23 protein-coding genes and 1 pseudogene are annotated in these 25,540 nt (G+C 63.5%); 5 read left to right on the top strand and 19 right to left on the bottom strand.

All coding sequences use genetic code 11. The features are described from left to right. Nucleotides 1-286 precede the first annotated feature (286 nt). Entirely contained in the window at nucleotides 287-1,786 is a 1,500-nt protein-coding gene (locus ACYVL5_RS07185) for a leucyl aminopeptidase family protein (protein WP_460594870.1), read from the top strand. Nucleotides 1,787-1,869: 83 nt separating this feature from the next. Beyond that, the gene (locus ACYVL5_RS07180; protein WP_460594869.1) at nucleotides 1,870-3,285 is read left to right on the top strand and encodes a B12-binding domain-containing radical SAM protein; all 1,416 of its coding nucleotides are present in this window, start codon (nucleotides 1,870-1,872) and stop codon (nucleotides 3,283-3,285) included. Between the two features lie 102 nt (nucleotides 3,286-3,387). Here ACYVL5_RS07180 and ACYVL5_RS07175 read toward each other — a convergent pair whose 3' ends face one another. The 7 genes from ACYVL5_RS07175 to ACYVL5_RS07145 all read right to left on the bottom strand — a co-directional run bounded on the left by ACYVL5_RS07175 (nucleotide 3,388) and on the right by ACYVL5_RS07145 (nucleotide 11,808). After that, on the bottom strand, nucleotides 3,388-4,479 hold the full coding sequence (locus ACYVL5_RS07175; protein ID WP_460594868.1) for a type III polyketide synthase: 1,092 nt from the start codon (nucleotides 4,477-4,479) through the stop codon (nucleotides 3,388-3,390). Beyond that, a complete protein-coding gene (locus ACYVL5_RS07170; RefSeq protein WP_460594867.1) occupies nucleotides 4,472-5,713 on the bottom strand; it encodes a U32 family peptidase in 1,242 nt (413 codons plus the stop codon). Before ACYVL5_RS07170 ends, ACYVL5_RS07175 begins: the two co-directional genes overlap by 8 nt. After that, nucleotides 5,710-6,417 carry a class I SAM-dependent methyltransferase gene (locus tag ACYVL5_RS07165; protein WP_460594866.1) on the bottom strand — a complete coding sequence of 236 codons (708 nt, stop codon included), beginning with the start codon at nucleotides 6,415-6,417 and terminating at the stop codon, nucleotides 5,710-5,712. Before ACYVL5_RS07165 ends, ACYVL5_RS07170 begins: the two co-directional genes overlap by 4 nt. A gap of 18 nt (nucleotides 6,418-6,435) precedes the next feature. After that, a complete protein-coding gene (locus ACYVL5_RS07160) occupies nucleotides 6,436-7,212 on the bottom strand; it encodes a hypothetical protein (protein ID WP_460594865.1) in 777 nt (258 codons plus the stop codon). A 103-nt stretch (nucleotides 7,213-7,315) separates the two neighbouring features. After that, nucleotides 7,316-8,773 carry a B12-binding domain-containing radical SAM protein gene (locus ACYVL5_RS07155; protein ID WP_460594864.1) on the bottom strand — a complete coding sequence of 486 codons (1,458 nt, stop codon included), beginning with the start codon at nucleotides 8,771-8,773 and terminating at the stop codon, nucleotides 7,316-7,318. Between the two features lie 721 nt (nucleotides 8,774-9,494). Beyond that, nucleotides 9,495-11,102, bottom strand: coding sequence for a methyl-accepting chemotaxis protein (locus ACYVL5_RS07150; protein ID WP_460594863.1), 1,608 nt, complete (start codon nucleotides 11,100-11,102; stop codon nucleotides 9,495-9,497). A gap of 214 nt (nucleotides 11,103-11,316) precedes the next feature. After that, nucleotides 11,317-11,808 carry a CYTH domain-containing protein gene (locus ACYVL5_RS07145; RefSeq protein ID WP_460594862.1) on the bottom strand — a complete coding sequence of 164 codons (492 nt, stop codon included), beginning with the start codon at nucleotides 11,806-11,808 and terminating at the stop codon, nucleotides 11,317-11,319. Nucleotides 11,809-11,890: 82 nt separating this feature from the next. Between ACYVL5_RS07145 and ACYVL5_RS07140 the strand changes: the two genes are divergently transcribed. After that, a complete protein-coding gene (locus ACYVL5_RS07140; protein WP_460594861.1) occupies nucleotides 11,891-12,745 on the top strand; it encodes an alpha/beta fold hydrolase in 855 nt (284 codons plus the stop codon). Nucleotides 12,746-12,884: 139 nt separating this feature from the next. Here ACYVL5_RS07140 and ACYVL5_RS07135 read toward each other — a convergent pair whose 3' ends face one another. The 8 genes and pseudogenes from ACYVL5_RS07135 to ACYVL5_RS07100 form a co-directional block, all read right to left on the bottom strand. Then, a complete protein-coding gene (locus ACYVL5_RS07135) occupies nucleotides 12,885-13,232 on the bottom strand; it encodes a DUF190 domain-containing protein (protein WP_460594922.1) in 348 nt (115 codons plus the stop codon). Then, a complete protein-coding gene (gene crcB / locus ACYVL5_RS07130) occupies nucleotides 13,229-13,603 on the bottom strand; it encodes a fluoride efflux transporter CrcB (RefSeq protein ID WP_460594860.1) in 375 nt (124 codons plus the stop codon). The genes ACYVL5_RS07135 and crcB overlap by 4 nt, the downstream gene beginning before the upstream one ends. 84 nt (nucleotides 13,604-13,687) lie before the next feature. Further along, nucleotides 13,688-14,605, bottom strand: coding sequence for a pirin family protein (locus ACYVL5_RS07125; protein ID WP_460594859.1), 918 nt, complete (start codon nucleotides 14,603-14,605; stop codon nucleotides 13,688-13,690). Nucleotides 14,606-14,742: 137 nt separating this feature from the next. Next, nucleotides 14,743-16,566, bottom strand: coding sequence for a methyl-accepting chemotaxis protein (locus ACYVL5_RS07120; RefSeq protein WP_460594921.1), 1,824 nt, complete (start codon nucleotides 16,564-16,566; stop codon nucleotides 14,743-14,745). A 54-nt stretch (nucleotides 16,567-16,620) separates the two neighbouring features. Further along, a pseudogene (locus ACYVL5_RS07115) lies at nucleotides 16,621-17,769 on the bottom strand (CHASE3 domain-containing protein); the annotation flags it as partial. A gap of 560 nt (nucleotides 17,770-18,329) precedes the next feature. Further along, nucleotides 18,330-18,824 carry a chemotaxis protein CheW gene (locus ACYVL5_RS07110; protein WP_460594858.1) on the bottom strand — a complete coding sequence of 165 codons (495 nt, stop codon included), beginning with the start codon at nucleotides 18,822-18,824 and terminating at the stop codon, nucleotides 18,330-18,332. A 533-nt stretch (nucleotides 18,825-19,357) separates the two neighbouring features. After that, on the bottom strand, nucleotides 19,358-19,999 hold the full coding sequence (locus ACYVL5_RS07105; RefSeq protein ID WP_460594857.1) for a response regulator transcription factor: 642 nt from the start codon (nucleotides 19,997-19,999) through the stop codon (nucleotides 19,358-19,360). A gap of 7 nt (nucleotides 20,000-20,006) precedes the next feature. Further along, complete coding sequence (locus tag ACYVL5_RS07100; protein WP_460594856.1) at nucleotides 20,007-20,684, bottom strand: response regulator; 678 nt, start codon at nucleotides 20,682-20,684, stop codon at nucleotides 20,007-20,009. 210 nt (nucleotides 20,685-20,894) lie between these two features. On the opposite strand from ACYVL5_RS07100, the gene ACYVL5_RS07095 reads away from it, so the two are divergent. Further along, complete coding sequence (locus ACYVL5_RS07095) at nucleotides 20,895-21,461, top strand: hypothetical protein (RefSeq protein WP_460594855.1); 567 nt, start codon at nucleotides 20,895-20,897, stop codon at nucleotides 21,459-21,461. A 5-nt stretch (nucleotides 21,462-21,466) separates the two neighbouring features. On the opposite strand, the gene ACYVL5_RS07090 is transcribed toward ACYVL5_RS07095, so the two are convergent. From ACYVL5_RS07090 to ACYVL5_RS07075, 4 genes are all read right to left on the bottom strand, one after another. Further along, nucleotides 21,467-22,156: an SOS response-associated peptidase gene (locus ACYVL5_RS07090; RefSeq protein ID WP_460594854.1), complete on the bottom strand. Its 690-nt coding sequence runs from the start codon at nucleotides 22,154-22,156 to the stop codon at nucleotides 21,467-21,469. 23 nt (nucleotides 22,157-22,179) lie between these two features. Next, the gene (locus tag ACYVL5_RS07085; protein ID WP_460594853.1) at nucleotides 22,180-22,557 is read right to left on the bottom strand and encodes a PH domain-containing protein; all 378 of its coding nucleotides are present in this window, start codon (nucleotides 22,555-22,557) and stop codon (nucleotides 22,180-22,182) included. Nucleotides 22,558-22,642: 85 nt separating this feature from the next. Further along, the gene (gene modA, locus ACYVL5_RS07080) at nucleotides 22,643-23,377 is read right to left on the bottom strand and encodes a molybdate ABC transporter substrate-binding protein (protein ID WP_460594852.1); all 735 of its coding nucleotides are present in this window, start codon (nucleotides 23,375-23,377) and stop codon (nucleotides 22,643-22,645) included. 224 nt (nucleotides 23,378-23,601) lie between these two features. After that, nucleotides 23,602-24,411, bottom strand: a complete 810-nt coding sequence (locus ACYVL5_RS07075) for a TOBE domain-containing protein (protein WP_460594851.1) — start codon at nucleotides 24,409-24,411, stop codon at nucleotides 23,602-23,604. Between the two features lie 403 nt (nucleotides 24,412-24,814). Here ACYVL5_RS07075 and ACYVL5_RS07070 point away from each other — a divergent pair, with 403 nt between their 5' ends. Next, nucleotides 24,815-25,243 carry a bacteriohemerythrin gene (locus ACYVL5_RS07070; RefSeq protein ID WP_460594850.1) on the top strand — a complete coding sequence of 143 codons (429 nt, stop codon included), beginning with the start codon at nucleotides 24,815-24,817 and terminating at the stop codon, nucleotides 25,241-25,243. The last annotated feature ends 297 nt before the right edge of the window (nucleotides 25,244-25,540 follow it).

Below are 25,540 nucleotides of genomic sequence, written 5' to 3'. Positions count from 1 at the left end.
TCAGTAACAAGGTGGTGCGCAAAGACATCGAGGAGTCCCCTCCGGCGAATTGGGATTGCTGCAACGTTAGCTTGAGACTGCCAACAGGGTAAGGAAAAGTTCGCTCCCTGTAAGTGACCCACGTCACAAAGCAACGCAACTTCGGACGTTTAGTCTCTGGCCTCCGGATATGTCACCGGCCGGGGAGAGTTTCACTCATAGCTCAGCTCAAGGCTGCCGTTTGCATAATCGACCATTTCATTGCATCCTTTAGTAGAACTGTCCAATCCAGCAGAACGAGGTTGCCATGAGAATCGACGTCACCACCTCCTCCCCGCTCGACTTTGCCACCGCCGCCCTCGTGGTGGGGTGTTTCGAAGATAGCCCCGACGAGCTTCATTCCTCCCTCGATCAGGCCCTCGGCGGGGTCCTCACCAGGCTCACCGCCACCAGGGAATTCACCGGCAAGCCCGGCTCCACCCACCTCATCCACACGCTCGGCAAAATAGCTCCCGAACGGGTGCTGCTGGCGGGACTGGGAAAAAAGGGGGACCTCGACGACCGGCGGGTCCGCAACGCGGCAGGCGACGCCGTCCAGGCCCTCCGCCGGGCCCGGATCCCCTCCTTCGCCCTGGCCCTCCACCTGGCCGCCAGTCACGAGACCGGCCTGCAGGTAGCCTGCGAAGGGGCCCTGCTCGGGAGTTACAGCTTCGACGAGTTCAAGACCAAGGACCGCGAGGACCGTTTCCGCTTCGATACCATGACGGTGCTGGTGAATCGTAACGAGGAGGCGGCCTGGGAGGTGGCGCACCGCGCCGACGCCATCTACCGCGGCGTCCAGCTCGCCCGCGACCTGGTGTCGCAGCCGGGCAACGTGGCCACCACCGGCTACCTGGCCTCCGCGGCCCACGAGCTCGCGGCCCGCAGCTCCCTGAGCTGCCTGGTTCTCGAGGCCGATGTCCTGGAGAGCATGGGGATGAACGCGCTGCTGGCGGTCGGCAAGGGGTCGGTGGAGCCTCCCCGCCTCATCGTCACCGAGTACAACGGCGCGGGTGACCGCATCCGTCCCACCGTGCTGGTCGGCAAGGGGATCACCTTCGACACCGGCGGGATTTCGCTCAAACCGGGGGCCGGGATGGAGGCGATGAAGACCGACATGGCGGGCGCCGCGGCGGTCTTGGGGACCATGGAGGCCGCCGCCCTCATGAAGCTGCCGGTCAACCTGGTGGGGATCGTCCCCACCGCCGAGAACATGCCGGGGGGGCGTGCCTACAAGCCGGGGGACGTCATCACCGCCATGTCCGGGACCACCATCGAGATCACCAACACCGATGCCGAGGGGAGGCTCGTTCTCTGCGACGCCCTGCACTACGCCTGCACCCATTACAAGCCCGCGGCGGTCATCGACCTCGCCACCCTCACCGGCGCCTGCGTGGTGGCGCTCGGCCACGAAACGGCGGGCATGATGGGAAACGACCGCCGGCTGATCGAGGACCTGAAACGGGCCGGAGAGCGAAGCGGCGAGCGGGTCTGGGAGATGCCGCTTTGGGAGGAGTACGGCGAGCTGATGAAGAGCGACATCGCCGATCTCAAGAACGCCGCCAGCACCCGTGACGGCGGTGCCATCAGCGCGGCCTGGTTCCTGAAGCAGTTCGTCGGCCAAAACCGCTGGGTCCACCTCGACATCGCCGGGGTCGCCTGGACCGACAAGGCCCGCCCCGACAGTCCCAAGGGGGCTACCGGCGTCGGCGTCCGCCTCCTCATCGACTTCCTGGGCGGCAAACGCTACCACGTCCCGCACGGATAGAACGAACAATTCCCAAGGCAAATCCCCCCTGTCCCCCCTTTAACAAGGGGGGGACAGGGGGGATACCTAAACGCGAGCGCCCCATGAGAATCCTTCTGCTGGCGATGCCGGATGCCGCCAACAACTTCAACCGGGTCATCAAGGTCCCCAACCTCGGCCTCTGCTCGATCGCGGCCCATCTGCCGGAGCACGAGGTGAAGATCGTGGACCTCGTGCTGGTCCAGCGGAACATCACCTCCTGGCTTGCGAAACTCCTGGCCGAGTTCCGCCCCGAGATCGTCGGGATCAGCAGCATGAGCTTTCAGTACCAGAGCGCGGTCCGCGTGATGAAGATCTGCCACGAGACCATCCCGAGCGCCCACGTCGTCCTCGGCGGGTACCATGCCACCCTCGCCTACCGTGAGCTCACCAGCCGCTGGCCCACCCCTTTCGATTTCCTGGTCAGGGGAGAGGGTGAACGGGCCATGGTGGCCCTGGTCAAGGCCCTCCACGGGGAGCTTCCCTTCGAGGAGGTACCATCGCTCTCCTGGTGCCACCGGGGGGTCTTCAAGCACAACCCGCCGGCCCCGCTCATGGAAATGGAGTCGCTCCCCCCCCCCGCCCGCGACGCCCGCCTGCTCGACACCTTCAGCTACCTCGGGAGAAAGCTTGACTGCCTGGAGACCTCGCGCGGCTGCACCATGACCTGCACCTTCTGCTCGATCACCGGCATGTACGGCTCGAGCTTCCGCTGCCATGCCGTCGAGCGCGTGGTGGCCGACCTGAAGGAGCTCAAGAGACGGGGGACCCAGAGCGTCCTGCTGGTAGACGACAACATTACGCTTGATCCCCGGCGCTTCCGGAGGATCGCGGAGGCCATCGCCGAAGAGGGGCTCAACGACATGGAGTACCTGGTCCAGGCCTCGGTGGCCGGGATGGTGGCCGATCCCGAGCTGATCCCGGCACTGGCCAGGGCCAACTTCACCATGGTCTTTCTCGGGATCGAATCGGTGCTCCCGAAGAATCTGCTGCTCTTCCAGAAGGGGGACGTCAAGGACAAGACCGAGGAGGCCGTGCGGCGGCTGCGCGAGCACGGGATCGGCGTCATGGGGGGCTTCATTATCGGGAACCCGGACGACCGCGCCGATGATATCCGGGCCATCTTCCGGGCATCGAAGAAGCTCAAGATCGATCTCCCCTACGTCCAGTGCGTGACTCCTTACCCGGGGACCCGCATCCGGGAGGAGCTGCTGAAGGAGGGGCTGGTGACCAATCCGCACGATCTGAGCCGGTACACCGGCTTCATGTGCAACGTGCGGACGCGCCACCTGAGCGAGCGGCAGCTGAACAGGATCATGAACTGGGAGAACCTGAAGGCGTTCTTCAGCCCGGGGATGTTCATCGGGAATTACTTCGTGCGGCGGCGGGAGAAGGCGGCATGGAAGGTGATGCTGAACAATCTCGACCTCGTGCGGGGATGGTTCACCGGCGACCAGTTCCGGTCACGGCATAGGTTCTGAAAAACCCTCCCGCACCCGGCCTTCGGGCATTCATTTTCTCCCCTTAAAACCTCCCTCACCCGGCCTTCGGCCACCCTCTCCCCTGAAGGGGCGAGGGTTGAACTACATCTTTCTTAAGAGACAGGCATGGGCGGAGAGGCCGGCGCCGTAGGCTAATAGGACGCATAGCTGCTTAGGCTCTATCCCGTGCTGCAGGAGCTCCTCCAGGACGAACAGTACGGTGGGCGACGACATGTTCCCGTACTCCGCCAGCACCTTCCGGGTCGCCCACATCGCCTCCTCGTCGATCCCCACGCTTTCGCGCACCGCGTTGAGAATCTTGTCCCCCCCGGTGTGCAGCGCCCAATGCCCCACCTGGTGCGGCTTCAGCGCCGCTTCCGCGAGCAGGTCGTCCACCACCGCCGCAGCGGCCTTCCCGACCAGCTCCGGAAGCTCGAGGGAGAGCTGGTTGTGGAGCTGCCCGTTCTTGTGAACGAAGCGGATCGACTCCCGCTGCTCCGGAATGTAGCGCCCCGCCGAAGATACCAGCTCAAAGCCCGACGGCCGCTCCCAGAGCACCACCGCCGCCGCGCCGTCACCGAAGATCGCGTTGGAGAGGATCAGGCTCAGGTCGTTGTCCATCTGGAAGGCGGCGCTGCAGATCTCCACCGCCACGCTCACCACCACCCCGCCGTTCGCCTTCAGCATGGCCTCCGCCACCTGCAGGTTGGGTATCGCTCCGCCGCAGCCGCTTCCCACCAGGTCGTACACCGGGATCGTCCGCCCCAGTCCCAGCCGTTCCACGAGGTAGGTGGAGATCCCGGGGCAGATGTAGCCCGTGCAGGTGTTGACGACGAGCGCCGTGACATCCTTCACGGTCAGGCCGACCTTCGCCAGGGCGCCCTCCACCGCCTTCGCGGAGAGATCGATCGAGCGCTCGGTGAAGCGGCGGACCCGCTGGTCGGCGTTCTCCCCCATGATGTCGGCCGGCTCGTCGATGGCGAAGTGCCGCTTCCGGATGCTCGAATGGAGGAAGGTGGCCCGGATCTGGGCGATGCTCCTCGCGGTAAGCCGGTGGCCGAAATGCTCCTTGAGAAGTTCGGCCGCGGTGCGCTGGTCGGTCCCCATGGGGGGCGCGACGGTGGCGAGCGAGCCGATGTAGGCGCGCCGGGAGTGGTCTTGGGTTCTACGCTGGTCTGCCGGTTCCCTAGTCATGCCTCCCCCCTTCACAGACGCCCCACAAGGCGCCGGAATACATCTCCTCGAATACCTCACGGTAAAGCTCCATCATCTCGCGGCGATACTCCCCGTCGACGGTTACCGCCTGCTCGGTCCAGCGGGCGCAGTAACCGCACTCCCCGCAGGCCGTCTCCCGGCAGTCGATCTCCTTGATCCCCGCGAGGAAACCGTCCAGGCTGCGGTTGTCCACCCGTACCGGATCCCGGTCGAGCGAACGGATCAGCCCCCGCTTCTCGGCGAGCTTCTTAAGCCGCAAGAGCCCCCCCGCCCTCACCACACCGGGGCGGAAAAAGTAGCGGAGAAACCGGCGGAGCTCCGCGAGCCGCCCGGGTTTCGCCTCGCTCCCCACCTGGTAACCGTAGGGCTGGATCAGCTCGAGGAGGTTCCCGTCGAAGCGCCCCTCCGCGTACGCCCGCACCCGGGTCGCCAGCACCGGGGTCGGCGCTCCCCGCTCCAGGATCTTGAAGGAATCGAACCCCAGCTCGCGGTAGATCCCGAGGTCCTCCGGCCGGATGAATTCGGAGCGCAGGAAATGGGTGGGATCGGCGAGCTTGTCGTGGGAGCAGCGGAGCGCGCAGTAATCGATCAGGAACCCGCGGCTCGCGTGCCCCTTCTGGGAGGCGTGCGAGAGGTTCACCATGTGCTGACCGGACAGCGGGCAGAAGATCATGCAGTTCGAATTGGCGATCAGCTGCAGCTCCAGCTTCACCGCCCGCCGGATCGCCTTCAGCATGGAAAAGTCACGGTTGATGGCGATCGATTCCAGGGTGATGCAGTCGGCCCCCATCTCCTCCCAGAAACGGGCCTTCGCCACGCAGTCGACCCGGGCGTAGACCCCGACCCGCACCTTCAGGCGGGGATGGCGCTTCTTGATGACGGGAAGGAGAAAGGGGAGCGATACCGTCACCGAGCTCACCCCGCAATCCTCCACGAATCCCAAGAGCCGCTCGAGCGCCGCCTGCCCCTTCTTCGTGTACTCCAGGTTGTCCAGGCAGGCCGGATTGACCAGGTAGTTGAAGCCGATCCCCTTCCCCGCCGCCTCGCGCACATGTTCCTCGAACGCCTTGGCACTCAGGGGGGAAAGCATGAAGGAGGCCCGTCCCCCGCCCACCGGGTCGGAGGGGAGCTTCCCGAACAGCTCGGCGACCGGATACCCCTTCAGGGCGGTGACGAGGCCGGGCTGGAAATTGGTGGCGACCGAGAATTTCATCCCACCTCCCCCGCGAGAACGAGGAGCCAGAACGGCTCCCGGCTGACCCTGAACCGCCGGGTCCCGGCCTGCCGGGCCAGGGAGGCCAGCTCCTTTTCGGTGAAGGATTTCAGGACCGAAAGCGGCCCGTCGTAGCGGGTCAGCCGGTTGCGGGTGAACATGGTGCTCAGCATCCGGATCAGGAACCAGGCGACCCAGCTCCTCCGCAGGTCCATCACCAGGTATCCCCGCCGGGCGAGCCGCTGCATCTCCCTGACGAGGCGGACGTTTTCCTCGTCGCTCAGATGGTGGTTGGTCTTACTGCAGAGGACCACGTCGAAACTCGCGTCGGCAAAGGGGAGGCTGAGACCATCGGCCACCGCCAGCCGGATCTCCGGGTACTCGCTCGTCTCCCGGCGCGCGATGGCGACGGTCCGCTCGTTGATGTCCACCGCCGTCACCTCGACCCGGACGCCCCGGCTCCTCGCCCACTTCACCACGGCGACCGGGATATCCGCCGACCCGGTGGCGATGTCGAGGACGCTGAAGGAGTCGCGGCCCGCCACCAGCCGGCAGAGATGCTTCACCACCGCCCGGCTGTCCCCGAGATAGCGGTTGATGGTCCGGATGTCGGCCAGCGTTCCCTCCAGCTCCGCGGCGTCGTAGGACTCCGGCGGCAGATCGAGGAATTCGGGAGCGGTTCTTTTCTGCGGGACGAACGGCATCAGGGATCCTTTCGCAGGCTACTTGCCCCACACCGGGCTGTTCAGCTCGATCCGCCAGATGGGGCCGTCCGTGTAGAGGGGACCTTGGAACTTGAGGAAGGCCGGGACGTCGCTGGTGATGGTCCAGATGTGGTCGTCAGGCGGCGTGCGGCCGGTGATGGCGGCGGGGATCTTCAGCCAGCCGAGCTTGGGCTTCAGGAGATAATGTTCGGCACTCCGCTTGAGGTCGCCGATGGAGACCGGCTCCTGCCCCACGGGGGAGATGTCCAGCTCGATCACCCGGGGGGCCGGGGTAAAGGCGATCATGTGGATCTTCTCGCCCGCCCCTTTGGGGAGATTCTTCACCACCGTCGGGACCATCCCGTTGTAGACGTCCGGCGGCAGGTCGAGCTTCCCGGTCAGCTCCTTCTCATGGCCGTTCTTGCGCTCGGTGGTCTTGATCCGGTAGCTCCCCTTGGCGCAGTCGACGGTTACGTCCATCCCGGTCGGGAAGGAGGGGCCTTGCTGGACCAGGTGATAGCTTTGGAGGGAAAAGACCTTGTGCTGGGTGAAGACCGCGGTTTCGTCATGGAGGGAGCCGTCCTTGAAGTGCAGGAGCACGCGGGCCTTGATCTCTTCGCCGTTTTTGACCTGGAGGAAATCGCCCGAGGCGAGCCTTTTGCCGGCGGTGTCGTTGAGGACGAGAAAGCCGCGCGTCATCCCCTCGCCGAAGCGGACGGGCACGGGGGCGGCCTGGACGGAGGCGGTGGAGACGAGCAGGAAAAGAAGGAGAAACAGGAGCAGATGAACTCTCATAGCATGACCTCCGGTGGTGGCGGTCCCCTTTCAGAGCGCCGACTGGCCGCCGTATAGGATTGGAGGATTGTAACACAACATCTTCAATCTGCTTTCCCCGGTATCAACCGCGGTAGATCACCCGCCCCTTCCCGTTGATCCGGTTGAGATACCTGGCATAGCGCCAGAAGGGGCCGGGGAGTTTCATCATGGTGCCCAGACGGCGTAATCCGGTGACAGTGCGGGAACCGGTATCGGAAACGAAGATACAGCGAGAGAGGTCGTTCACCCCGGCCTGAAAGCACTCCCTGGCACGGCCGGTAGTGAGTTTGCCGCTGAAATAAAATGACGGCATCAGCAGGTCGTGGCTGGCGGGGATGACCCCTTCGGCGACGGCCACGCGATGGAGCGGGGTATCGGGATAGACCCTGATCCCCATGGTGACGAAGGCGGCATCCTTCTTCCCGATCGCGCCGTTGATGAAGGATACGGTCTTGGTGAGGCTCGTCTCGTCCTCGTCCGGAGCCCCCACCAGAAAGCACCAGAGTGCCCGCATCCGGCTGCGGGCGAAGAGTTCGGCGGCACGGCGCACCTCGTCCTCGCCGAAGTCCTTCCCCAGCGACGCCAGGGTCCGGTCGCAGGCGCTCTCGGGGGTCACCACCAGCGATTTCACCCCGCTTCGCTCCATCAGGGCCAGCTGCTTTGCGGTCAGCCCCTTCGGGGAAAGGGAGGAGACCCTGAAATGGGCCTTCACCCTCTTTCTCAGCACCTCCTCCAGCACCCCTTCGAGGTATCCCTCCGGCTCGTTGAAGACGCTGTCCACGAATTCGAACTCGCGGGCGCCGGTGTCGCGGATGGAGCGCTCGATCTCCTCCACCACCCGGGAGGGGTCCCTTAGCCGCCAGTTCTCCCCCTCGATGCGGCCGTAGGTGCAGTAAAGGCAGCCCTTGGCGCAGCCGCGCTTACCCTGCACCGGCAGCACCGGCTCCAGCTTCAGGTAGCGCCGGGTGTCGATCCAGCGGTGCAGCCGGGGCATGATGTCGATGGTGCCGCAGGAAGCGGTGACCGCAGCCGGCTTCCCCTGCGGGACGACCGTCGCCGGCCGGTTCCCATCCCGCAGGTTACCGCGCGAGACCAGGCCGGCAATCTCTTTCTCCCTGCCGCCACCAAAGAAGGTCACCGCGGCCCGCTCCCCCTCCCCCACCACCGCGTGATCGAGATCGAGGTAATCTAGCAGCTGCCGGGGCATGATGCTGGCCCCCGCGCCTCCGACCAGGATCCTCGCGCCGCTGCGGCTTTTGAGAAGAGCGGCGACCTCCTTCAGTTCGGGAAGATAGCTGCGGGGAGCGAGGAAGTCGCAGTTGTCGAGGTTCCTCACCGACAGGCCGATCCCTTCCGGGTAGAAGACCGCCAGCATCCGCTCGATCGCCTTGAGCGGGTCGGGAGCGAAGCAGAGATCCAGCAGCTTCACGTTGAAACCCGCCTGGTGGAGCGCCTCGGCCACCCAGGCCGCCCCCACCGGCACCGCCGGCTGGGGAGAGAGTTCTCGGTTGGTATTGATGATGAGGATACGAGCGGTCATGACCTCGCCTGTCGTACCAGCGGACGGATTCCCCCGAACGGGTCTTCCCGCCGGTGGGGAGCGCTTTGCCGACGTCCCGGGCAAAAGGAGGATGGGAAGCCGCCACACGGGTGACTCCACCGATGAATCCGGCCCGGTTGCCCTTTTCATTGGATTAGAAGAGTGTATCAGAAAGATAGATCCCCGCTGGACGGCCCAAGACGGAGGGAGGGAATACGTTAGCGGCTTCGAGGATATTTTTCCATGAGAGGTGCTATTGACACCGGAATTAGGGGGGGAGTAGAATGAACTTAATGGAAGGAAGGAACACCAAGCTCTTTGAAACAATCCCTTGGTCCGCAAAAGGCCGTAGGGGTTGGTAATTGACGTCCACGCGGACCGAGCCGACCACGCCTGAAAAACTGAAGCGGCTACATCCCCATCCGTTCCAGCGGCCAAACCCGCTGAAATAGGTTCCGTGACACAAACCAGTTGGGGTACCCCATCGCACCCTGGCTGTCGTCACATACCTGTGCAACGGAAACTCAGGAAGGTCCCAACATGGACGTCAGTTATTTTTCGGGAAAAGGCCCGCGGCATGAGTGCCGGCGGGCCTTTTTTATTTTCGAAAGCTCCAAAGCCTTCCGGATGCGCCGATCTTCCCCCGGGCGCTCCTTTCCCCTCCTCACCCCGCCCTCCCCTTGAAGGGAGGGAGACCTCGGCTGGGCGGAAGCCGGGGTGGTTAGGCCCGCAGCCGGAACTGCCCGACGATCTGGCGGAGGTCTTCGGCCATGGAGGCGAGCTGGTGGGCGGCGGCGGCCGATTCCTGGACCCCGTGGGAGGTCTCGGCCAAGGCGTGGTTGATGTCGTGCATGTTGTGGCTGATCTCCTCGGTGGTCGCCGTCTGCTCCTCGGCCGCTGTCGCCACCTGGTGAATCTGGGCCGTCATGTCGTCGATCATGCCGAGGATTTCTTCCAGTGCCCGGCCCGACCCCGCCGCCTGCCGGCTCCCCTTGGTCACCTCATGGACGTCCTGTTCCATGGCGACTACCGCGGTGCCTATCTCCGCCTGGATCCCCCGGATCATCGACCCGATCTCCCTGGTAGCCTTCCCCGTCCGCTCGGCCAAGGCCCGCACCTCGTCGGCCACGACCGCGAAGCCGCGCCCCTGCTCACCGGCCCGGGCCGCCTCGATGGCGGCATTGAGGGCCAAGAGGTTGGTCTGGTCCGCGATGTCCTCGATGGTGCTGACGATGGCGCCGATCTGCTCCGAGCGCGTTCCAAGCCCCGCCACCCGCTGGGCGCTCTCTTGGACCCGCTGGGCGATCCCGGCCATGAGGGTAATGGTTTCCTCGACCACTTTAGCCCCTTCCGCGGCCGCCTTCGAGGTGCGGCCCGACCCGTCCGCCGCCTTCCCGCAGTTCTGTGCGATATCACCCGAGGTGGCGGACATCTCGTCCCCGGCGGTAGCGATCGACTCGGCCTGTAGAGCCACCCGGTCGGTTCCCTGCGCCATCTTCCGGGCCGTCTCCTCCAGCCGGGCAGCAGCGGCAGCGAGCCTCTGGGTGGTCTCCGCAGTGCGGGAGATGATGCCATGGAGTTTCTCCATGAAGTGGTTCATCCAGCCGGCGACCTCCCCGATTTCGTCAGAGGAGCTCACCTCGAGCCGCTTGGTGAGATCCCCTTCCCCCTGGGCGATGTCCTCGATCATCACGCACATCCTCCCCAAGGGGCGTAGGAGTCCCTTCACCAGCACCAGCATGATGAGCGAGAGGATGGCCCCGAGAGCCAGTCCGATGCCGGCCACGATGTAGGCGAGATGCTGGTAGAGGGCCAGGTACTCACTCTGCTTTTCGCCGACGTAAAGGGCACCGATGACGGCACCGGAGCGGTCCACGATGGGGTCATAGGCGGTGAAGGAGGGAACGCCCAGGATGTCGGCCGCCCCGCGGAACGGTTTCCCCTCCTTGAGGACCGTGTCATACGCGGCCCCCTGGAGCTTGGTGCCGACCGCACGGCTTCCGTCCGGCTTCATCACGTTGGTGGAGATGCGGGTGTCCTGCATGAAGATGGTCGCGGCGCCCCCGAAGAGCTCCTTGATCTTGTCGGGAATCTCGTAGTTGTCGTTTATGACATACGACCCGGCCATAAGTTTACCGTCGGCCATCCTCAGATCGCCCCCCTTGCTCTCTAAGAGCAGGTGAAGGGTTCTCATCCTCGCGTCGAGGTCGATCCTGGCCTTGTTGGTGAGTTCCTTTTTGGTCTGGTAAAGAGACAGGAAGGAAGTTACGGCCACGGCAAAACAGACGGCAACAATAATGGAGAGAGAAATCTTGGTGGCTATCTTCAATCGCGGGGCTCCTGCTGGGTAGGATGGATCGGCACGCGATGGCATCTCGAGAAACCGGACGGAGGCGTGGCGCAATTAACGCCGGCCAATGGTTTCGAGATGAAATCGGTACCGAGCGACAAGTTACCCCATCGACCCCGGCAGGGATAACTTTAGCGATTCAATGAGGAAGAATGGCGGGATAGCGTATACGTTTGAAGAGTGGGCAGCGGTACTATTTACGTGATTCCCCCCCCTCCTTTCCCCACCGGGAGAAGGGGTGCTGCACGAGGCTCACGTTGCGGTACTTCGGGTCGCGGGAGACCTCTTCGCCGACCCAGGGGGGAAGTTCGACCTGCTGATCCTCGCTCTCGAGCTCGACCTCGGCCACGACCAGGCCGGCATTGTCGGCCAAAAACTCGTCCACTTCCCACTGGATCCCCGCGTAGGTGACGTGGTAGCGGTTCTTCTCGACCTGCGGCGACGGGCAGAGGTTGTCCAGCATCTCGCGCGCATCCGCGGGGGGGATCGGATACTCGTACTCGTCCCGGCTCACCCCCCGGGTCTTCCCCTTGATGGTGAGAAAGGCCCTCTCACCCTGCAGGCGCACCCGCACGGTGCATTCCGCCCCGGAGGAGAGGTACCCCTGGCGGGTGTGGACGGGCGAAGCCCCCTTTCTCCACTGGTCGCCGGCGACCAGGAATTTGCGTTCGATCTCTTTGGCCATCTCGCACTCCCTTGAAATCACGGCCGCGCCGCCGGCCTAGTCCCCGCGGGCGTTTCACGCCGCTTCTGGTACAATCATCCCCATGAACTCAACGCCCCTCGCCTGTCACCTCTCCGAGACCGAAACGCTCCGCTACCGCAAGTACGGAAACGGTCCAAAACGCCTGGTGCTTTTGCACGGGCTCGCCTCCCGGTCCGCCTGCTGGAAGGACCTGGTGCCGCTCTTCCCCGCCGACCGCTACACCCTTTACCTGGTGGACCTCCTGGGATCGGGAGATTCGTCCAAGCCCAAAAACGGTGACTACTCCATGCGGGGGCACAGCCGCAGGCTCATCGCTTTCCTGGAGAAGGAGGAGCTCGCCGGGGTAACCGTGGTGGGACATTCGCTGGGGGGGGCGGTGACGCTGATGACCGCGGTCGAGCTCCATCTGGCCGGCAAGGAGGCGCTGGTCGTTTCCCTGGTGATCATGGCCGGGCCGGGCTACCTCCAGCAGCTCCCGCTCATCGCCGAGCTGTTCGGCTACCCGCTGGTGGGACGGCTCTTCGTGGCGATGTACGCCCCCGATATCTGGATCAAGGTGGGACTCAGAGCGGCCTACCATGACCATAGCCTGGTGGACCGGGAACATATCAAGAGGTACGCCCCCTGCTACCGGGACCGGGCGGCCAAGCGGGCCCTGGTGCAGACCTGCCGATCGCTGGTGCCGGACGACGCGGAAGAGCTGGCCTCCCACTTCGGCGACCTGAGGCTCCCGGTACTTCTTTTGTGGGGGAGGGAGGACCGGATCGTTCCCCTTTCCCAGGGGACCCGGCTCAATGCCGTCATCCCGGGCTCGAGGCTGGAGATCATCGAGCAGTGCGGTCATAACCCGCAGGAAGAGAAGCCGAGGGAGACCTTCCAAATCATCGATCAGTTTGTAAGGGCGATGAACACCTAAGACAAAGACAATGGAACGCGGATGACGCGGATTTCTCCTTGTGCTCCCAGGGGATCAGCACCGGTCCGGGAAGGCTCATGGCGAAGTCGGCAAGCCAGGCCAAGCCTTCATAGCAGCCTCCTTGCGGGAGAGCGCGTCGCTATTTTTCCCCATAGCGGATCACCGTGGCCTTCTCCAGGGTGATCATCCCTCCCTTCATCATCTCGTCGATTTTCGGCATGACCTGGTCGATCTTCTCCTGGGTGTCGACCGCCTCCACGATGAGCGGAAGGTCCGCGGAGAGATCGAGCAGCTTTTGGGTATGGTAGGCCCGGTGTCCGCCGAATCCGCAGACGGCCCTGATCACCGTGGCGCCGGCGAACCCCTCCGCCAGGAAAAGCTCCATCAGCGCCTCGTAGAGCGGCTTTTTCTCGAAGCGATCCTCCTCGCCGATGAAGATCCTCATCAGCACTTTTTCCCCTACCTGTTTCAAAGGCCCCTCCTTCATATCGAGCGGATGGTGACGATCCCCAGCCAGGTGCATAAAAGGCAGAGGACCACGCTCCCCAAAACGTTGCCGAAGGCTACCGCGAACTGGCCGTCTTCGAGGAGCTTGAAGGTCTCGTAACTGAAGGTGGAGAAGGTGGTGAGTCCCCCCATGAAGCCGACGGTGAGCCCGACCCTCAGGGTGTCGGAGATCGCCGTGCTGCGCATCCCGAGCTCCATCACCACACCGATCAGGTAGGCACCGATCACATTGACGGCCAGGGTCCCGTAGGGAAATGCCCTCCCCAGCATCGAATAGACCCAACCGGAAAGGTAGTAGCGGGTCAGCCCGCCCCCTGCGCAGAAAAATCCGATCATCGCGGCAATCTTCATCCTTCCATCACTCCTTGACGCTCCTTGGACTGCTGGCGGCAAGCTAGCATCGGGAGTGTGAGCCGGTCAATGAAAAAAGTTCGGCTAGCGGTGCTTGATGAAGGTCCCTTCCTGGTACTCCCGGAAGGCGACCTCCAGCTCCTGCTGGGTGTTCATCACGATCGGGCCGTACCAGGCGACCGGCTCCCCGATCGGCTTGCCGGAGATCAGCAGGAATCGGACCGGGCTCTCCTGGGTGGAGACCGCCACCGCATCGCCGTCGTCGTAGTGAACGAGGTTCTCGCTCCCGCACTCGCAGGTACGCTCGAGGTCGAAGTAGTTGGTCCCCACCATCTCGTGGGCATAGGGGTTGCGTTCGAGGTCGAAGTAGCCGTGGCCGTCGATGACGTAGGCGAAGGCGGTGTACCCGCGGCGGATGGCATGGGTGAAGGTGGTTCCCTCCGGGAGGGTGACGTCGAGGTACTCGGGATCGACCACCACGTCGCGGATCGGTCCCCGCACGCCGCCGATCTGGCCGGCGATCACCTTGACCCGGGCGTCCTTAAGGCGCGCCTCCGGGATCTCGGCGGCGGTCAGGCCGCGGTAGCGGGGATCCATCATCTTGTGGGAGGCGGGGAGGTTCGCCCAGAGCTGGAAGCCGTACATCCGCCCCTCGTCGTCCCCCTTGGGCATCTCCTGGTGGATGATGCCGCTGCCGGCCGTCATCCACTGCAGGTCTCCGGAGCCGATCACCCCGCGGTTGCCCATGCTGTCGCCGTGCTCCACCCGGCCGCGCAAGACGTAGGTGATGGTCTCGATGCCGCGGTGGGGGTGCCAGGGAAACCCCTTCAGGTAGTGCTCCGGTGTGTCGGAGCGGAAGTCGTCGAGGAGGAGGAAGGGGTCGAGGTTGGGAACCTGGTAGTAGCCGAAGGCGCGTTTGAGATGGACCCCGGCGCCTTCCAGGGTCGGTTTGCTCTTCCAGACTTTGCGGATCTTGCGGATGGAACCGGTATCGGAACTCATGGGAACCTCCTGGCACGGTAATGGCAAAAACATTCTAATGGCCCACCCATCGATGTCAACCACACCGCCCCGGCGGCCAAAAAAGAGGGGGCCGGCTAAGCCGGCCCCCCTTTTTGCATCGCATGGCGCTCCACCGATCAGAAGCGCTCGAAATCGCTGTCCATCCCCTCGCCGTTCATGGCCAGGAGGGCACCTTTCACCTGCTCCTCCGCCTTGGTAAGCTGGTGGGGAGCCACCCGCGTGACGGCCTTGGACTGGACCTTCCTCTGGGGCGCCGGCTTCTTGGCCTGTCCGCTCTCCCGCACCTTGAAGAAGGAGATGGTCGACTGGAGCTGCTCGGCCTGGCTGGAGAGTTCCTCAGCGGTGGACGACATCTCCTCGGCGGCGCCGGCATTCTGCTGGATGACCTGGTCGAGCTGCTGGATGGCGCGGTTGATCTGGCCGGCGCCGGTGTCCTGCTCGCGGGAGGCGGCGCTGATCTCCTGCACCAGCTCGGCGGTTTTCTGGATGTCCGGCACGATCTGGGTAAGCATCGTCCCCGCCTGCTCGGCCACGTCCACGCTGGAGACCGAGAGCTTGCTGATCTCGCCGGCCGCCGCCTGGCTCCTTTCGGCGAGCTTTCTCACCTCGGAGGCCACCACCGCGAACCCCTTGCCGTGCTCGCCGGCCCGGGCCGCCTCGATGGCCGCGTTCAAGGCCAGCATGTTGGTCTGGCGGGCGATCTCCTCGATGATGTTGATCTTGCCGGCGATCTCGCGCATGGCGGTAACGGTCTGGGCCACCGCCTTGCCCCCTTCCAGCGCGTCCTGGGCGCTCTTCACGGCGATCTTCTCGGTCTGCAGCGCGTTGTCCGCGTTCTGCCTGATGTTGGAGCTCATCTGCTCCATGGAGGAGGAAGCCTCCTCGGCCGCCGCCGCCTGTTCGGTTGCCCCCTGGGACATGTTCTCCGAGCCGGAGCTCATCTCCATGGCCCCGGCCGCCACGTTGTCGGCCGCCGCCTTGACCTCGGCCACCACGTTGGAGAGCTGGGTCACCATGGCCCCCAGGGCCCGCATCAGTTCGTCCTTCTCGGAGCGCTCCTTGATTTCCACGAGGAGGTTTCCGGAGGCGATCTCCTTGGCGGAGGTGGTGATGGACTGCATGGCATCGATCAGCACGTTGAGGTTGTTCTTGATGATGTTGTACTGCCCTTTGTACTCCGCGGTGATGCGGGGGGGGATGTCCCCCTTGCTGATGCTGTCCACGTAGTCGGCGGTGACCATGAGCGGGTTGACGATGTTGGTGACCGTCTCGTTCACCCCCACCACCAGCTTGTTCCAGCCCCCCACGAAGAGGGCGGCGTCGGCCCGCTTGTCGAGCTCGCCGTTGGCAGCCCCCTTGATCAGGATGTCGGTCTGCGCCAGCAGGTCGTTCATCATCCTCACCATGTTGTTGAGGTTGTTCTTGATGACGTTGTACTCGCCCTTGTAGTCGGTGGTGATGGCCGGCGGGATGACCCCCTTGGCCACCTGGTCCACGTACTCCGCGGTCACCCTCAGGGGATTGACGATGTTGGCCACCGTGTCGTTCACCCCCACCACCAGCTTGTTCCACCCCCCCACGAAGAGGGCGGCGTCGGCCCGCTTGTCGAGCTCGCCGTTGGCGGCCCCCTGGATCAGGATGTCGGTCTGCGCCAGCAGCTCGTTCATCATGCGGACCAGGTTGTTGAGGTTGTTCTTGATGACGTTGTACTCGCCTTTGTAGTCGGTGGTGATTGCCGGCGGGATGACACCCTTGGCCACCTGGTCCACGTACTCAGCGGTAACCCTCAGGGGATTGACGATGTTGGCCACCGTGTCGTTCACCCCCGCCACTAGCTTGTTCCAGCCGCCGACGAAGAGGGAGGCGTCCGCCTGCTTGTCGAGCTCGCCGTTGGCAGCCCCCTGGATCAGGATGTCGGTCTGCGCCAGCAGGTCGTTCATCATGAGGACCAGGTTGTTGAGGTTGTTCTTGATGACGTTGTACTCGCCCTTGTAGTCGGTGGTGATGGCCGGCGGGATGACACCCTTGGCCACCTGGTCCACGTACTCCGCGGTAACCCTCAGGGGATTGACGATGTTGGCCACCGTGTCGTTCACCCCGACCACCAGCTTGTTCCACCCCCCGACGAAGAGGGAGGCGTCGGCCCGCTTGTCGAGCTCGCCGTTGGCCGCCCCCTGGATCAGGATGTCGGTCTGCGCCAGCAGGTCGTTCATCATCCTCACCATGTTGTTGAGGTTGTTCTTGATGACGTTGAAGTCCCCGTTGTAGTTGTCGGCGATCTGCGGCGGGATGATGCCGTTGGAGATCTTCTCGACGTATTCGGCGGCCACGTTGAGGGGGTCGATGACGGCGTCGAGGGTCTCGTTGACGCCGGCCACGATCTTCTGGAAATCCCCCTTGTGCTTGGAGGCGTCCGCGCGGGTGGAGAGCGTCCCTTGCACGGCGGCACCCGAGAGCATGTTGGTGTCGGCGACCAGCGCCTTGATCCGGGTGGTCATCTCCTGCAGGGCCGCCAGCAGCTGCCCCGCCTCGTCACTGCTCTCGATATCGATCTCGCTGGAGAGATCCCCTTCCGAGACCTTCTTGGCCACCTCGACCGCCTTGGAAATGGGGAGGGTGATGGCGCGGTCCAGCAAGTAGGCGATCACCATGGCGAGGATGACGGCCGTGAGCCCGCCGCCGATCATGACCAGCTTGGTGGTGGACCTGCGGGAGTCAGCCGACTTCATCCGCACGGCCAAGAGGGAGCTCTCCTCCTTGGTCATCTCCGAAAGGACGGCGCGCATGGCGTCCATCTGCGTCTTCCCCTTGGCTTCCTGGATGCTTCTCACCACCTGGTCCATCGAGGCCCTTCCCGCCACCACCTGCTTCCTCAAGGCGATAGTCGGCTCCACGTCGACCTGCATCCACTGGTCCTTCATGGCCAAAAGTTGGGAGAGGCGTTCCTGTTGGCGCGGGTTGTCCGCGGTCAGCTTTTTTGCCTCCTCGAAGTCCTTGGCGAAGGCGATCTTCCCCTGTTTGAGAGGATCCAGGAATTTGTCGTCCCCCGAAAGGGCGTAGCCGCGGGTCCCGGTCTCCATGTTGATGAGCGAGGTAAGCATGTTTCCCACGTGGTCGAGTACCTCGTAGGTGTGCACGTTCATCTGGTTGGCAGTACCGAGCGCGCTGAAGTTGAGGTAGGCGACCGTGACCAGCACCAGCACGATGGCGACCACGGTGAGGAATCCGGCGTATAGTTTTCTGCCTATAGCTACGTTAGCGAGCCATTTCATGGGCGCGTCTCCTAGTTGAGAAAGTGGGCGATTCTGGGTCTACTTGGGAACTGCTGTCATCGGGGGCCCCTGGACGAAGAGCCGGATAAGCGCGCCAGGATGCTTCGCTGTATGTCTCGGTGATGAGATACCCACCGCGGGCGAACGCCTGGTGTGACGTCCCGCCCACTTCCCCCCTTTGCCGTCAGGGAAATGGAGCGGCACGTGGTTTCAGAGGATGAGGCGGTAATCGCCGCCGGTGGTGTTGGGGTGAGAGGGTGTGTCGTAGCCGGGATACACCTCTCCCGACCGTGGAACGCCCTCGGCATCCCAAACTTGATCCGGCTGCGACCGGTGGCGTGCGGGACCTGGAAGTCGGCCTCCCGTTCCAGGGGTGGCCGATCCCGCATGAAGCTCAACGCCATCGGCCTACGTCGTTATCGGCCGTCCCGTCAGGCGGCCTGCTGGCTCGCCTGGGCAACCACCGCCACCTCTTCGCCGGCGAAGACGCGGTCGATGTCCAGGATGATGATGAACTGCTGGTCGTGCTTGGCCATGCCGAAGATGAAGTCGGTGTTCAGCTTGGAACCGATGCGAGGGGGGGGCTCGATCTGCTCCGGCGCCATGTCGATCACTTCCTGCACGGCATCCGCCAGCACCCCCATGACCAAAAGGTCGTCCTCGAGCTTCATCTCGACCACGATGACGCAACTGTCAACGGTCTTCGTGGTCTCGGTCATCCCGAACTTCAGGCGGAGATCCATGACCGGCACCACGCTGCCACGGAGGTTGATCACGCCTCGCATGAAAGGGGGGGTCTGGGGTACCTTGGTGACGACGGTAAAGTCGAGGATCTCTCTTACCTTGCCGACATCGAGCGCAAAGGTCTCTTCACCAAGTCTGAAGGTCAGGTACTGGGCACTCTCGGTAATCGCTGCAACTGACATCTGAGAACCTCCTTATGACTCGAAGCGCTGGACGAGTGGCATGAAATACATTTTCGCCCCCCGTCATCAGCTAGAACTACCTCTTGATTCTGCTCTTCGGCCGGTTCGGCCCCATCAATATCAGGTTTTTTCCTAGTACATAGGGAATTTTCCTGTATACGCATAACGGAGACCGGGGAGAAACCGCATCGGGCGGGAATCTCGCGGCTGCCGGCGAGCGGTGAACGGGACAGGGGTTGAACACCGGGAGTCAGGGAGTCAGGGAGTCAGGGAGTCAGGGAGTCAGGGAGTCAGGGAGTCAGGGAGTCAGGGAGTCAGGGAGTCAGGGAGTCAGGGAGTCAGGAGTCAGGAGGCCGGAGGCCGGAGGCCGGGGGCCGGGGGCCGGGGGCCGGGGGCCGGGGGCCGGGGGCCGGGGAGCGGGAGAGAGCTGGGAGCCTGGGTGCGCCCCAGCAAAGGGGAGCCGGAGAGTTGGAGAGAGCGAGGTAGCTCGAGTGAACCTGCGGCGAGGGGACCTCGGGACGCGGCGCGGGCTGCTAACCGGTGAGCAGCCCTTCCCGCAGGGCATAGCGGGTGAGGTCGGCGATGTTGTTAAGTCCGAGCTTTTTCATGATGTGGGCGCGGTGGGACTCCACCGTTTTCACGCTGATATCGAGGATGGTGGCGACCTCCTTGGACTTCCTGCCGGAAGCCAGCAGCACCAGGACCTCCCGCTCCCGCTCGGTCAGGAGCGGTTCCAGGGTCACCCCCCCCCCATTCGGCTGCCGCTGCGCCCCCCCAATCGTCCCCAACTCCGGCGAGATGTAGCGTCCCCCCGCGGCCACCGTCTTGATCCCCTTGACCAGCTCGGCTGCCTGCGCGCTCTTCAGCACGAACCCGCGCGCCCCCGCCCGCAGGGCATCCTCCAGGATCCGCCTCTCGTTATGCATGGAGACCATCAGGACCTTGACGTCGGGAGCCTCGCTGGCGAGGCAAAGGGTGGCATCGATACCGTTCATCCCTTCCATGCCGACGTCCATGACGACCACGTCGGGTGCCAGCTCTCGAACCAGGCGTACCGCCCCGACCCCGTCCCCGGCCTGGCCGACCACTTCGAAGTCGTCGCAGCGCTCGAGGATGGAGCAGAGACATTCCCTCACGATGGCATGGTCATCGACGAGAATGATGCGAATTTTCATAGCGCCCTCAGCCGTCGAGGCGGACTATCCCCGCCCGCACGGCGTACCTGGTGAGATCGGCGATCGAATTGAGCTTCAACTTCTTCATGATCTGCTGGCGATGGTTGTCCACCGTCTTGGGGGTCAACTTCAGCTGGAAGGCGATCCCCTTCGCGTTCTCTCCCCGGGCGATCAGGGAAAGGATCTCCTGCTCCCGGGGGGAGAGGGGATTTTCCTGCCGCGGAGCCGTTTCCTTGACGAGCTCGAGGTACCCCTCGATGACCAGGGAAAGGATCTCCGGGCAGAGGTAGTGGTAACCGGCCGCCACGGTCCGTACCGCATCCACCAGCGTATCCGAGGTGTGGTCCTTGAGGAGGTATCCCCTCGCGCCGGCCTGGAGAGCCTTGGTAACCTGGAGCCGGTCCTCGTACATGGTCATCATGAGAATCCGGGTCTGCGGGTGAAGGGCCAGGATCTCCCGGGTGGCGTCGATCCCGTCCATGACCGGCATGTTGAGATCCATCACCACGACTTCCGGGCGGAGTTCCCCGGCCAGCTGGACTCCCCGCTTCCCGTTGTCCGCTTCCCCCACCACCGAAAGGTCCGGGTATTTCCCGAGCAGGTATCTGATCCCCTGCCGTACGATGGTGTGGTCATCGATCACCAGCACCCTGATTACCCTTGCATCTTCAACGCTGTACGCCATCGTTAGCCCAGGCTCCTCGCGGTTTTCATGTAGCCGACGCCCCCTCATCATTAATATTAACGTTGTTGACGGTGATTGGGGGGGCAGATAAGATTATCATGGTCCAATGAGAAGACAATTTTTTTCGTTTCATCCCCATCGGCAATGAACTCGCGGAGACGGAGCGTCTAAGGCGCCGCCTGACGCGGCATACTTACCAGAGGAAACGCCATGGAACATCTAATGGAAGAGGCCTTCCGTTTCGCCCTGCTCACCGAGCTTACCAGTTACCGCGGTCTGCGCAACGCGGCGCTCATGCACCCTGACAACTACGCCAGAGAGCTGTTGCGCGAGCTGGGCGCCCGGCAATGGGAGATCGTCGAAGAGATCGCCAGACGCTGCCCGGAGAAGATAGCGAGCCGGCTTATGCCCGCCGACGACCTGCAACTTCCCGCTCCCCTCCCGTACCCGAGGGAGGCCTCCAGCCGGACGCTGTACCGCCAGTTGCGGGCGGCGCTGGTAGACAAGCAGTGCAGCGTCGAGAAGTATACCATCTTCGCCGCCTCCTTCCGGGATCCCGATATTTGTCGCATCTTCCAGCTGGCCCTCAACGGGTCGCAGCGGCTACTGGTCCGTATCCTCGACGCCTACCGCCAGGCGGACATTACCCTCCACCCTCCCATCCCGAACATGCGCAGGAAACGGACCCATCTGCGGTCGATGGCTCCCCCCTCCCCCAACCCGCACACCGAACTGTTCATCTCCCTGGTAGATTCCGGACGTCGTTCGCTTTTCTGAGATCATCAATCGAAGAGGGACATGACCGCTTCCCGACGCTCCACGAGCGCCGGCGAATCGTTTTGGACACTGTTGACCAGCGATGAGACCTCCCACTGCTGCATGAGCTCGGCGGGATAGGGGGTGAGAAGCGGCGTGACCTGCAAGGAATCCCGGATCCCCCGGTCCAGCCAGCGGTCCCAGTCAGCCGGGGCCAGGATGGCAGGCATGCGCGAATGGAGCGGTTCCACGAGCGGGTTGGCATCGGTGGTCAGGATGGTGCAGGACTCCACCACCTCCCCCTCCGGTGAGCGCCAGCTCTCCCAGAGGGCGGCAAGCGCCATGGGGGCCTTGTCGCGCAGGGTGACGTAGTGAGGGACCTTGGCCTTCCCTTCCCGTCGCCACTCGTAGAAACCGGAGGCGGGGACGATGCAGCGCCTGAGCTTGAGCGCCTGCCGGAAGGCGGCCTTATCCGCGGCCGTCTCCGAGCGGGCGTTGATCATGCGGGCCGCACCTCCGCGGTCCCGGGACCAGGAGGGGATCAGCCCCCACTGCAAAAGGGCGAGGCTCCGGATACCCGACAGATCCGCCCGGACCACCGCCACCGGCTGGGTGGGGGCGATATTGAAGCGGGAGAGGAGGGGACAGAGCTCGCCCAGGTTGAAGAGTTCGGCCAAAAGCTCGGGGGGAAGATCAAGGGTGAAGCGTCCGCACATACACCGGCTCCGGGGAAACGACTCTACTTGAGGACGTGGCTCGCCAACATCTTCTGCACCTCGTAGACGTTGACGTCCTTGTTGAACTTTTTCTCGATCGGAATGGTCTCGGTGCCGACCCATATCTTCAGCTCGGCATCGAGGTCGAATGCCGAACCGGTGACCACGCTGAACTTCATGATCTTCGCGTAGGGGATGGACAGATACTCGATCTGCTTCCCGGACAACCCTTTGACCTCCACCAGGATGAGTCTTTTGTTGGTGAAGAGGAAGGTATCCCGGAAGACGGTGAAGCCAACTTCAATGATCTCCCCGTCAGAGAGGAGGGCTCCATAGCTTGCGTGATACTTTTTGGCCTCCGGAGACCCCGCGCTCTTCGCCCCGCCAGTGAACATTCCCATGACTGTCCCCCGCAGCTTTTAATTATCGGATGATAGGCACGCTTCTTATCGGCAGCCGGGACGGAAACTGTAGGGATTTTGCCGATCACTGGTCGGAGAAGCCGTACTTCTCCAGCACCTTCTTGGCCTCGGCCCCCTTGAGGAAGGAGAGGAAGGCGACCGCATCGGGATTGCGGGCTCCGGTGACGGTGAGGGCGAGGGGATAGACGATCCGCTCGTGGAGGTTTGCGGGGACGGTGAAAAGGATGCGGGCCTTCTTCGCCTGCAGCGCGTCGGTGCGGTAGACGAAGCCGCCGTCCACCTCGCCCCGGTCGGCGTACATCAGGCACTCGCGCACGTCCTTGGTCATCACCAGCTTCTTCTCAACCTGCTTGGCGAGCCCGGCCCTGGTGAGGGCCTCCATGGCGTACTCCCCGGCCGGCACACTCTTCGGGCTCCCGATGGCGATCCGTTCCAGCTTGGCCAGGTCGCGCAGCGACGATGCCTTGCCGGGAGTCCCGGCGAAGACGAGCGTGTTGTGGGTGAAAATGCCGGTACTCCTGGCGTCGACCAGCCTCTTCCCCTTGAGATAATCCATCCACTCGACGTTGGCCGAGATGAAGATGTCGCCGGGGGCGCCGCTCTCTATCTGGCGGGCCAGCTGGCCGGAGCCGCCGTAGTTCTTCAAAAACCGCACGCCGGGATGCCTTTTGGCAAACCGGTCGCAGAGCTCGTTCACCACCTCCTTGAGACTCGCCGCTACCGAGAGGTTCACCTCAGCCGCCATGGCCGGGGAAGCGACCAGCAACGCCAACAGCACCGTCACCACCATTTTCCTCATAACTCGTCTCCTCCAGCTTCATCCGGCGCCCAGCCGGGCGACGTCCCGGCCGCCGCGCCGTTTTTCATTGTTTCATCCCCCCCACATCGCTTCCTTGTACCTGCCCTCCCCTTCAAGGAGATGGCAGGGTGAGGATGGGGTGTGGTTTGACTCGTTATGGCGAAGATACCATAACGCCCGGCCGGGAAAAAGGGGTGGCAGCAGGCGCCACCCCCTCCCCGGGCTCAGCTCACCCCGATGATGACCGAGCTCGCCTTGAATAAGGCGCAGGCATGGTCGCCGGGCTTGAGATCCAGCCGTTCCGCGCTTCCGTGGGTGATCACCGCGCTCACCGTGTTCCCCCCACCGATCTCGACGTCGATCTCGGTACTGACCGGTCCCTGGATCACCTTGGCGACGGTACCGCAGAAAACGTTGCGGGCGCTGACTTTGGCGTTGTGCAGGTCGGTTCCGATGATGACCGAGCTCGCCTTGATGATGGCGTAGGCCTCGGTTCCGGTGGCGAGTCCCAGGTTCTCCACGGCGCCGTTGGTGATCACCGCCACCAGCGGAACCCCTCCTTTCAGCGTCAGGGTAACCTCCGAGTTGACCGCTCCCTTGGTTATGCCGGTGACCGTCCCCGCAAAACTGTTGCGTGCGCTGACCTTCATGCTAATCCTCCTTATGAATCGGAGCAGGTCTTCGGTATCGCCGAGCCTGCTGCCGAGGTTACCGAGAAGCCGTTGCAGCTCCTCCTGGATCACGCGGTACTGTCCCAGGATCCGTTTACCTTCCCGGGTAAGACTGGTCCCCCCTCCCCCCTTGCCACCGGCCAGCCGGTCCACCAGCGGGAGGTGGGACATGTTATTAATGGTACGGACCATGTCCCAGGCGGTCTTGTAGCTCAACCCGCTCGCCTTGGCGGCCTTGGCGATGGAGCCGAGCCGGTCGATCCTCTCCAGGAGCTCGATCCGCTCGCCTCCCAGGAATCTCTGCTCGGCCAGGTTGAACCAGAGATGGCCGGCAACTTCCACCTTGTCGTCTCTATTTTTCATGGAGCAGATTCCCCCTAGCGGTGGCCCCGTCCCACCGCTTCGCCAGATAGCATAGCAAGCGGGCTCCGGCTGTAAAGTTACACAAGGCGTGCCAGCATGGCACCGGCACCCGTTTTGGCCGGAAATGCAGCGGCCGCGGGGGTTCTTGCGCTACCGTTATGAAGCGTGCCCCATATCGCCTGCCGCTCTGGGCGGCAACTGCCGATAAAACCGGCAGCCGGAGGCCAAAGGCACAAGCGGCCCGGCTGTTTCCATCCCGGGCCGGGGCGTGGCCGGACTGCGAAAAAACCTGAGTTGACGAACGGGAGATCAGGAGATACCGTCTCAAGACAATATTTCTTAAGCACGTACAAAGCCCGGCCGGCACCGGGCTTTTCAATGCCCCGCAGAGGAGGAAGCTTGTATGCCGATTATCATCTGGAACGACAGCCTTCAGGTAGGAATCGAAGAGGTCGACCTGCACCACCGCCGTCTGGTCGAACTGCTCAACAAGACCTACGATGCGGTGCTGGCCCGTGAAAGCGACACCCAGGTGGGAGAATGGCTGGACCAGTTGGTCGATTATGCCACCTACCATTTCAATACCGAAGAGATCATCATGAGCAACGCCCACTACCCGGATCTGGTGGCCCACCTTGCCGAGCACCAGAAGTTCGTGACCCGCATCATCGAGATCCAGCGGGACCACCAAAGCGGGAAGACCCACCTCTCGCTTGAGCTCATGACCTTCCTGAAGGACTGGCTGTTCGATCACATCATGAAGACCGACGCCGCCTACGGGAAGTTCGTCGCCGACACGAAGAAGGTTTCCGGAGTCTCCATCGAGCTGTAATCCCTGGTGCGGTGAAGAGAGAAAGGGTGAGGTGCCGCGGCGCCCCACCCTTTTTTTGCCTGCGCCCCCTCGCGCGCACGCCCCTTTGTGCAAAGGTTGAACACCTAGGCCGGTCCTCCCCCTCCAGCAACTCGAAATATCAGCCACTTAAGCCTCGAGGAGAGTTGGCCGGAAAATTGCTGGCATCCCGGGCACAATTGGCAACGTACTCGCCCCCCCGACGGGGATCGGGTAAAAACGCGAGGTGACCGATGGTGAACGTTCGGCGCAGAGGGTGCGGGATCAGGGGAACCGGGT

The sequence above is a fragment of the Geomonas sp. Red276 genome, assembly GCF_054784495.1.
The sequence above is the reverse complement of the archived record's forward strand: the minus strand, read 5'-3'. Positions and strand labels throughout refer to the sequence as shown.

Bases quoted from the DNA above. Each gene is read 5' to 3' on its own strand.
- ACYVL5_RS07185 (WP_460594870.1), top strand. From the start codon at position 287: ATGAGAATCGACGTCACCACCTCCTCCCCGCTCGACTTTGCCACCGCC.
- ACYVL5_RS07180 (WP_460594869.1), top strand. From the start codon at position 1,870: ATGAGAATCCTTCTGCTGGCGATGCCGGATGCCGCCAACAACTTCAAC.
- ACYVL5_RS07175 (WP_460594868.1), bottom strand. From the start codon at position 4,479: ATGACTAGGGAACCGGCAGACCAGCGTAGAACCCAAGACCACTCCCGG.
- ACYVL5_RS07170 (WP_460594867.1), bottom strand. From the start codon at position 5,713: ATGAAATTCTCGGTCGCCACCAATTTCCAGCCCGGCCTCGTCACCGCC.
- ACYVL5_RS07165 (WP_460594866.1), bottom strand. From the start codon at position 6,417: ATGCCGTTCGTCCCGCAGAAAAGAACCGCTCCCGAATTCCTCGATCTG.
- ACYVL5_RS07160 (WP_460594865.1), bottom strand. From the start codon at position 7,212: ATGAGAGTTCATCTGCTCCTGTTTCTCCTTCTTTTCCTGCTCGTCTCC.
- ACYVL5_RS07155 (WP_460594864.1), bottom strand. From the start codon at position 8,773: ATGACCGCTCGTATCCTCATCATCAATACCAACCGAGAACTCTCTCCC.
- ACYVL5_RS07145 (WP_460594862.1), bottom strand. From the start codon at position 11,808: ATGGCCAAAGAGATCGAACGCAAATTCCTGGTCGCCGGCGACCAGTGG.
- ACYVL5_RS07140 (WP_460594861.1), top strand. From the start codon at position 11,891: ATGAACTCAACGCCCCTCGCCTGTCACCTCTCCGAGACCGAAACGCTC.
- ACYVL5_RS07135 (WP_460594922.1), bottom strand. From the start codon at position 13,232: ATGAAGGAGGGGCCTTTGAAACAGGTAGGGGAAAAAGTGCTGATGAGG.
- crcB (WP_460594860.1), bottom strand. From the start codon at position 13,603: ATGAAGATTGCCGCGATGATCGGATTTTTCTGCGCAGGGGGCGGGCTG.
- ACYVL5_RS07125 (WP_460594859.1), bottom strand. From the start codon at position 14,605: ATGAGTTCCGATACCGGTTCCATCCGCAAGATCCGCAAAGTCTGGAAG.
- ACYVL5_RS07120 (WP_460594921.1), bottom strand. From the start codon at position 16,566: ATGAACGACCTGCTGGCGCAGACCGACATCCTGATCCAGGGGGCTGCC.
- ACYVL5_RS07110 (WP_460594858.1), bottom strand. From the start codon at position 18,824: ATGTCAGTTGCAGCGATTACCGAGAGTGCCCAGTACCTGACCTTCAGA.
- ACYVL5_RS07105 (WP_460594857.1), bottom strand. From the start codon at position 19,999: ATGAAAATTCGCATCATTCTCGTCGATGACCATGCCATCGTGAGGGAA.
- ACYVL5_RS07100 (WP_460594856.1), bottom strand. From the start codon at position 20,684: ATGGCGTACAGCGTTGAAGATGCAAGGGTAATCAGGGTGCTGGTGATC.
- ACYVL5_RS07095 (WP_460594855.1), top strand. From the start codon at position 20,895: ATGGAACATCTAATGGAAGAGGCCTTCCGTTTCGCCCTGCTCACCGAG.
- ACYVL5_RS07090 (WP_460594854.1), bottom strand. From the start codon at position 22,156: ATGTGCGGACGCTTCACCCTTGATCTTCCCCCCGAGCTTTTGGCCGAA.
- ACYVL5_RS07085 (WP_460594853.1), bottom strand. From the start codon at position 22,557: ATGGGAATGTTCACTGGCGGGGCGAAGAGCGCGGGGTCTCCGGAGGCC.
- modA (WP_460594852.1), bottom strand. From the start codon at position 23,377: ATGAGGAAAATGGTGGTGACGGTGCTGTTGGCGTTGCTGGTCGCTTCC.
- ACYVL5_RS07075 (WP_460594851.1), bottom strand. From the start codon at position 24,411: ATGAAAAATAGAGACGACAAGGTGGAAGTTGCCGGCCATCTCTGGTTC.
- ACYVL5_RS07070 (WP_460594850.1), top strand. From the start codon at position 24,815: ATGCCGATTATCATCTGGAACGACAGCCTTCAGGTAGGAATCGAAGAG.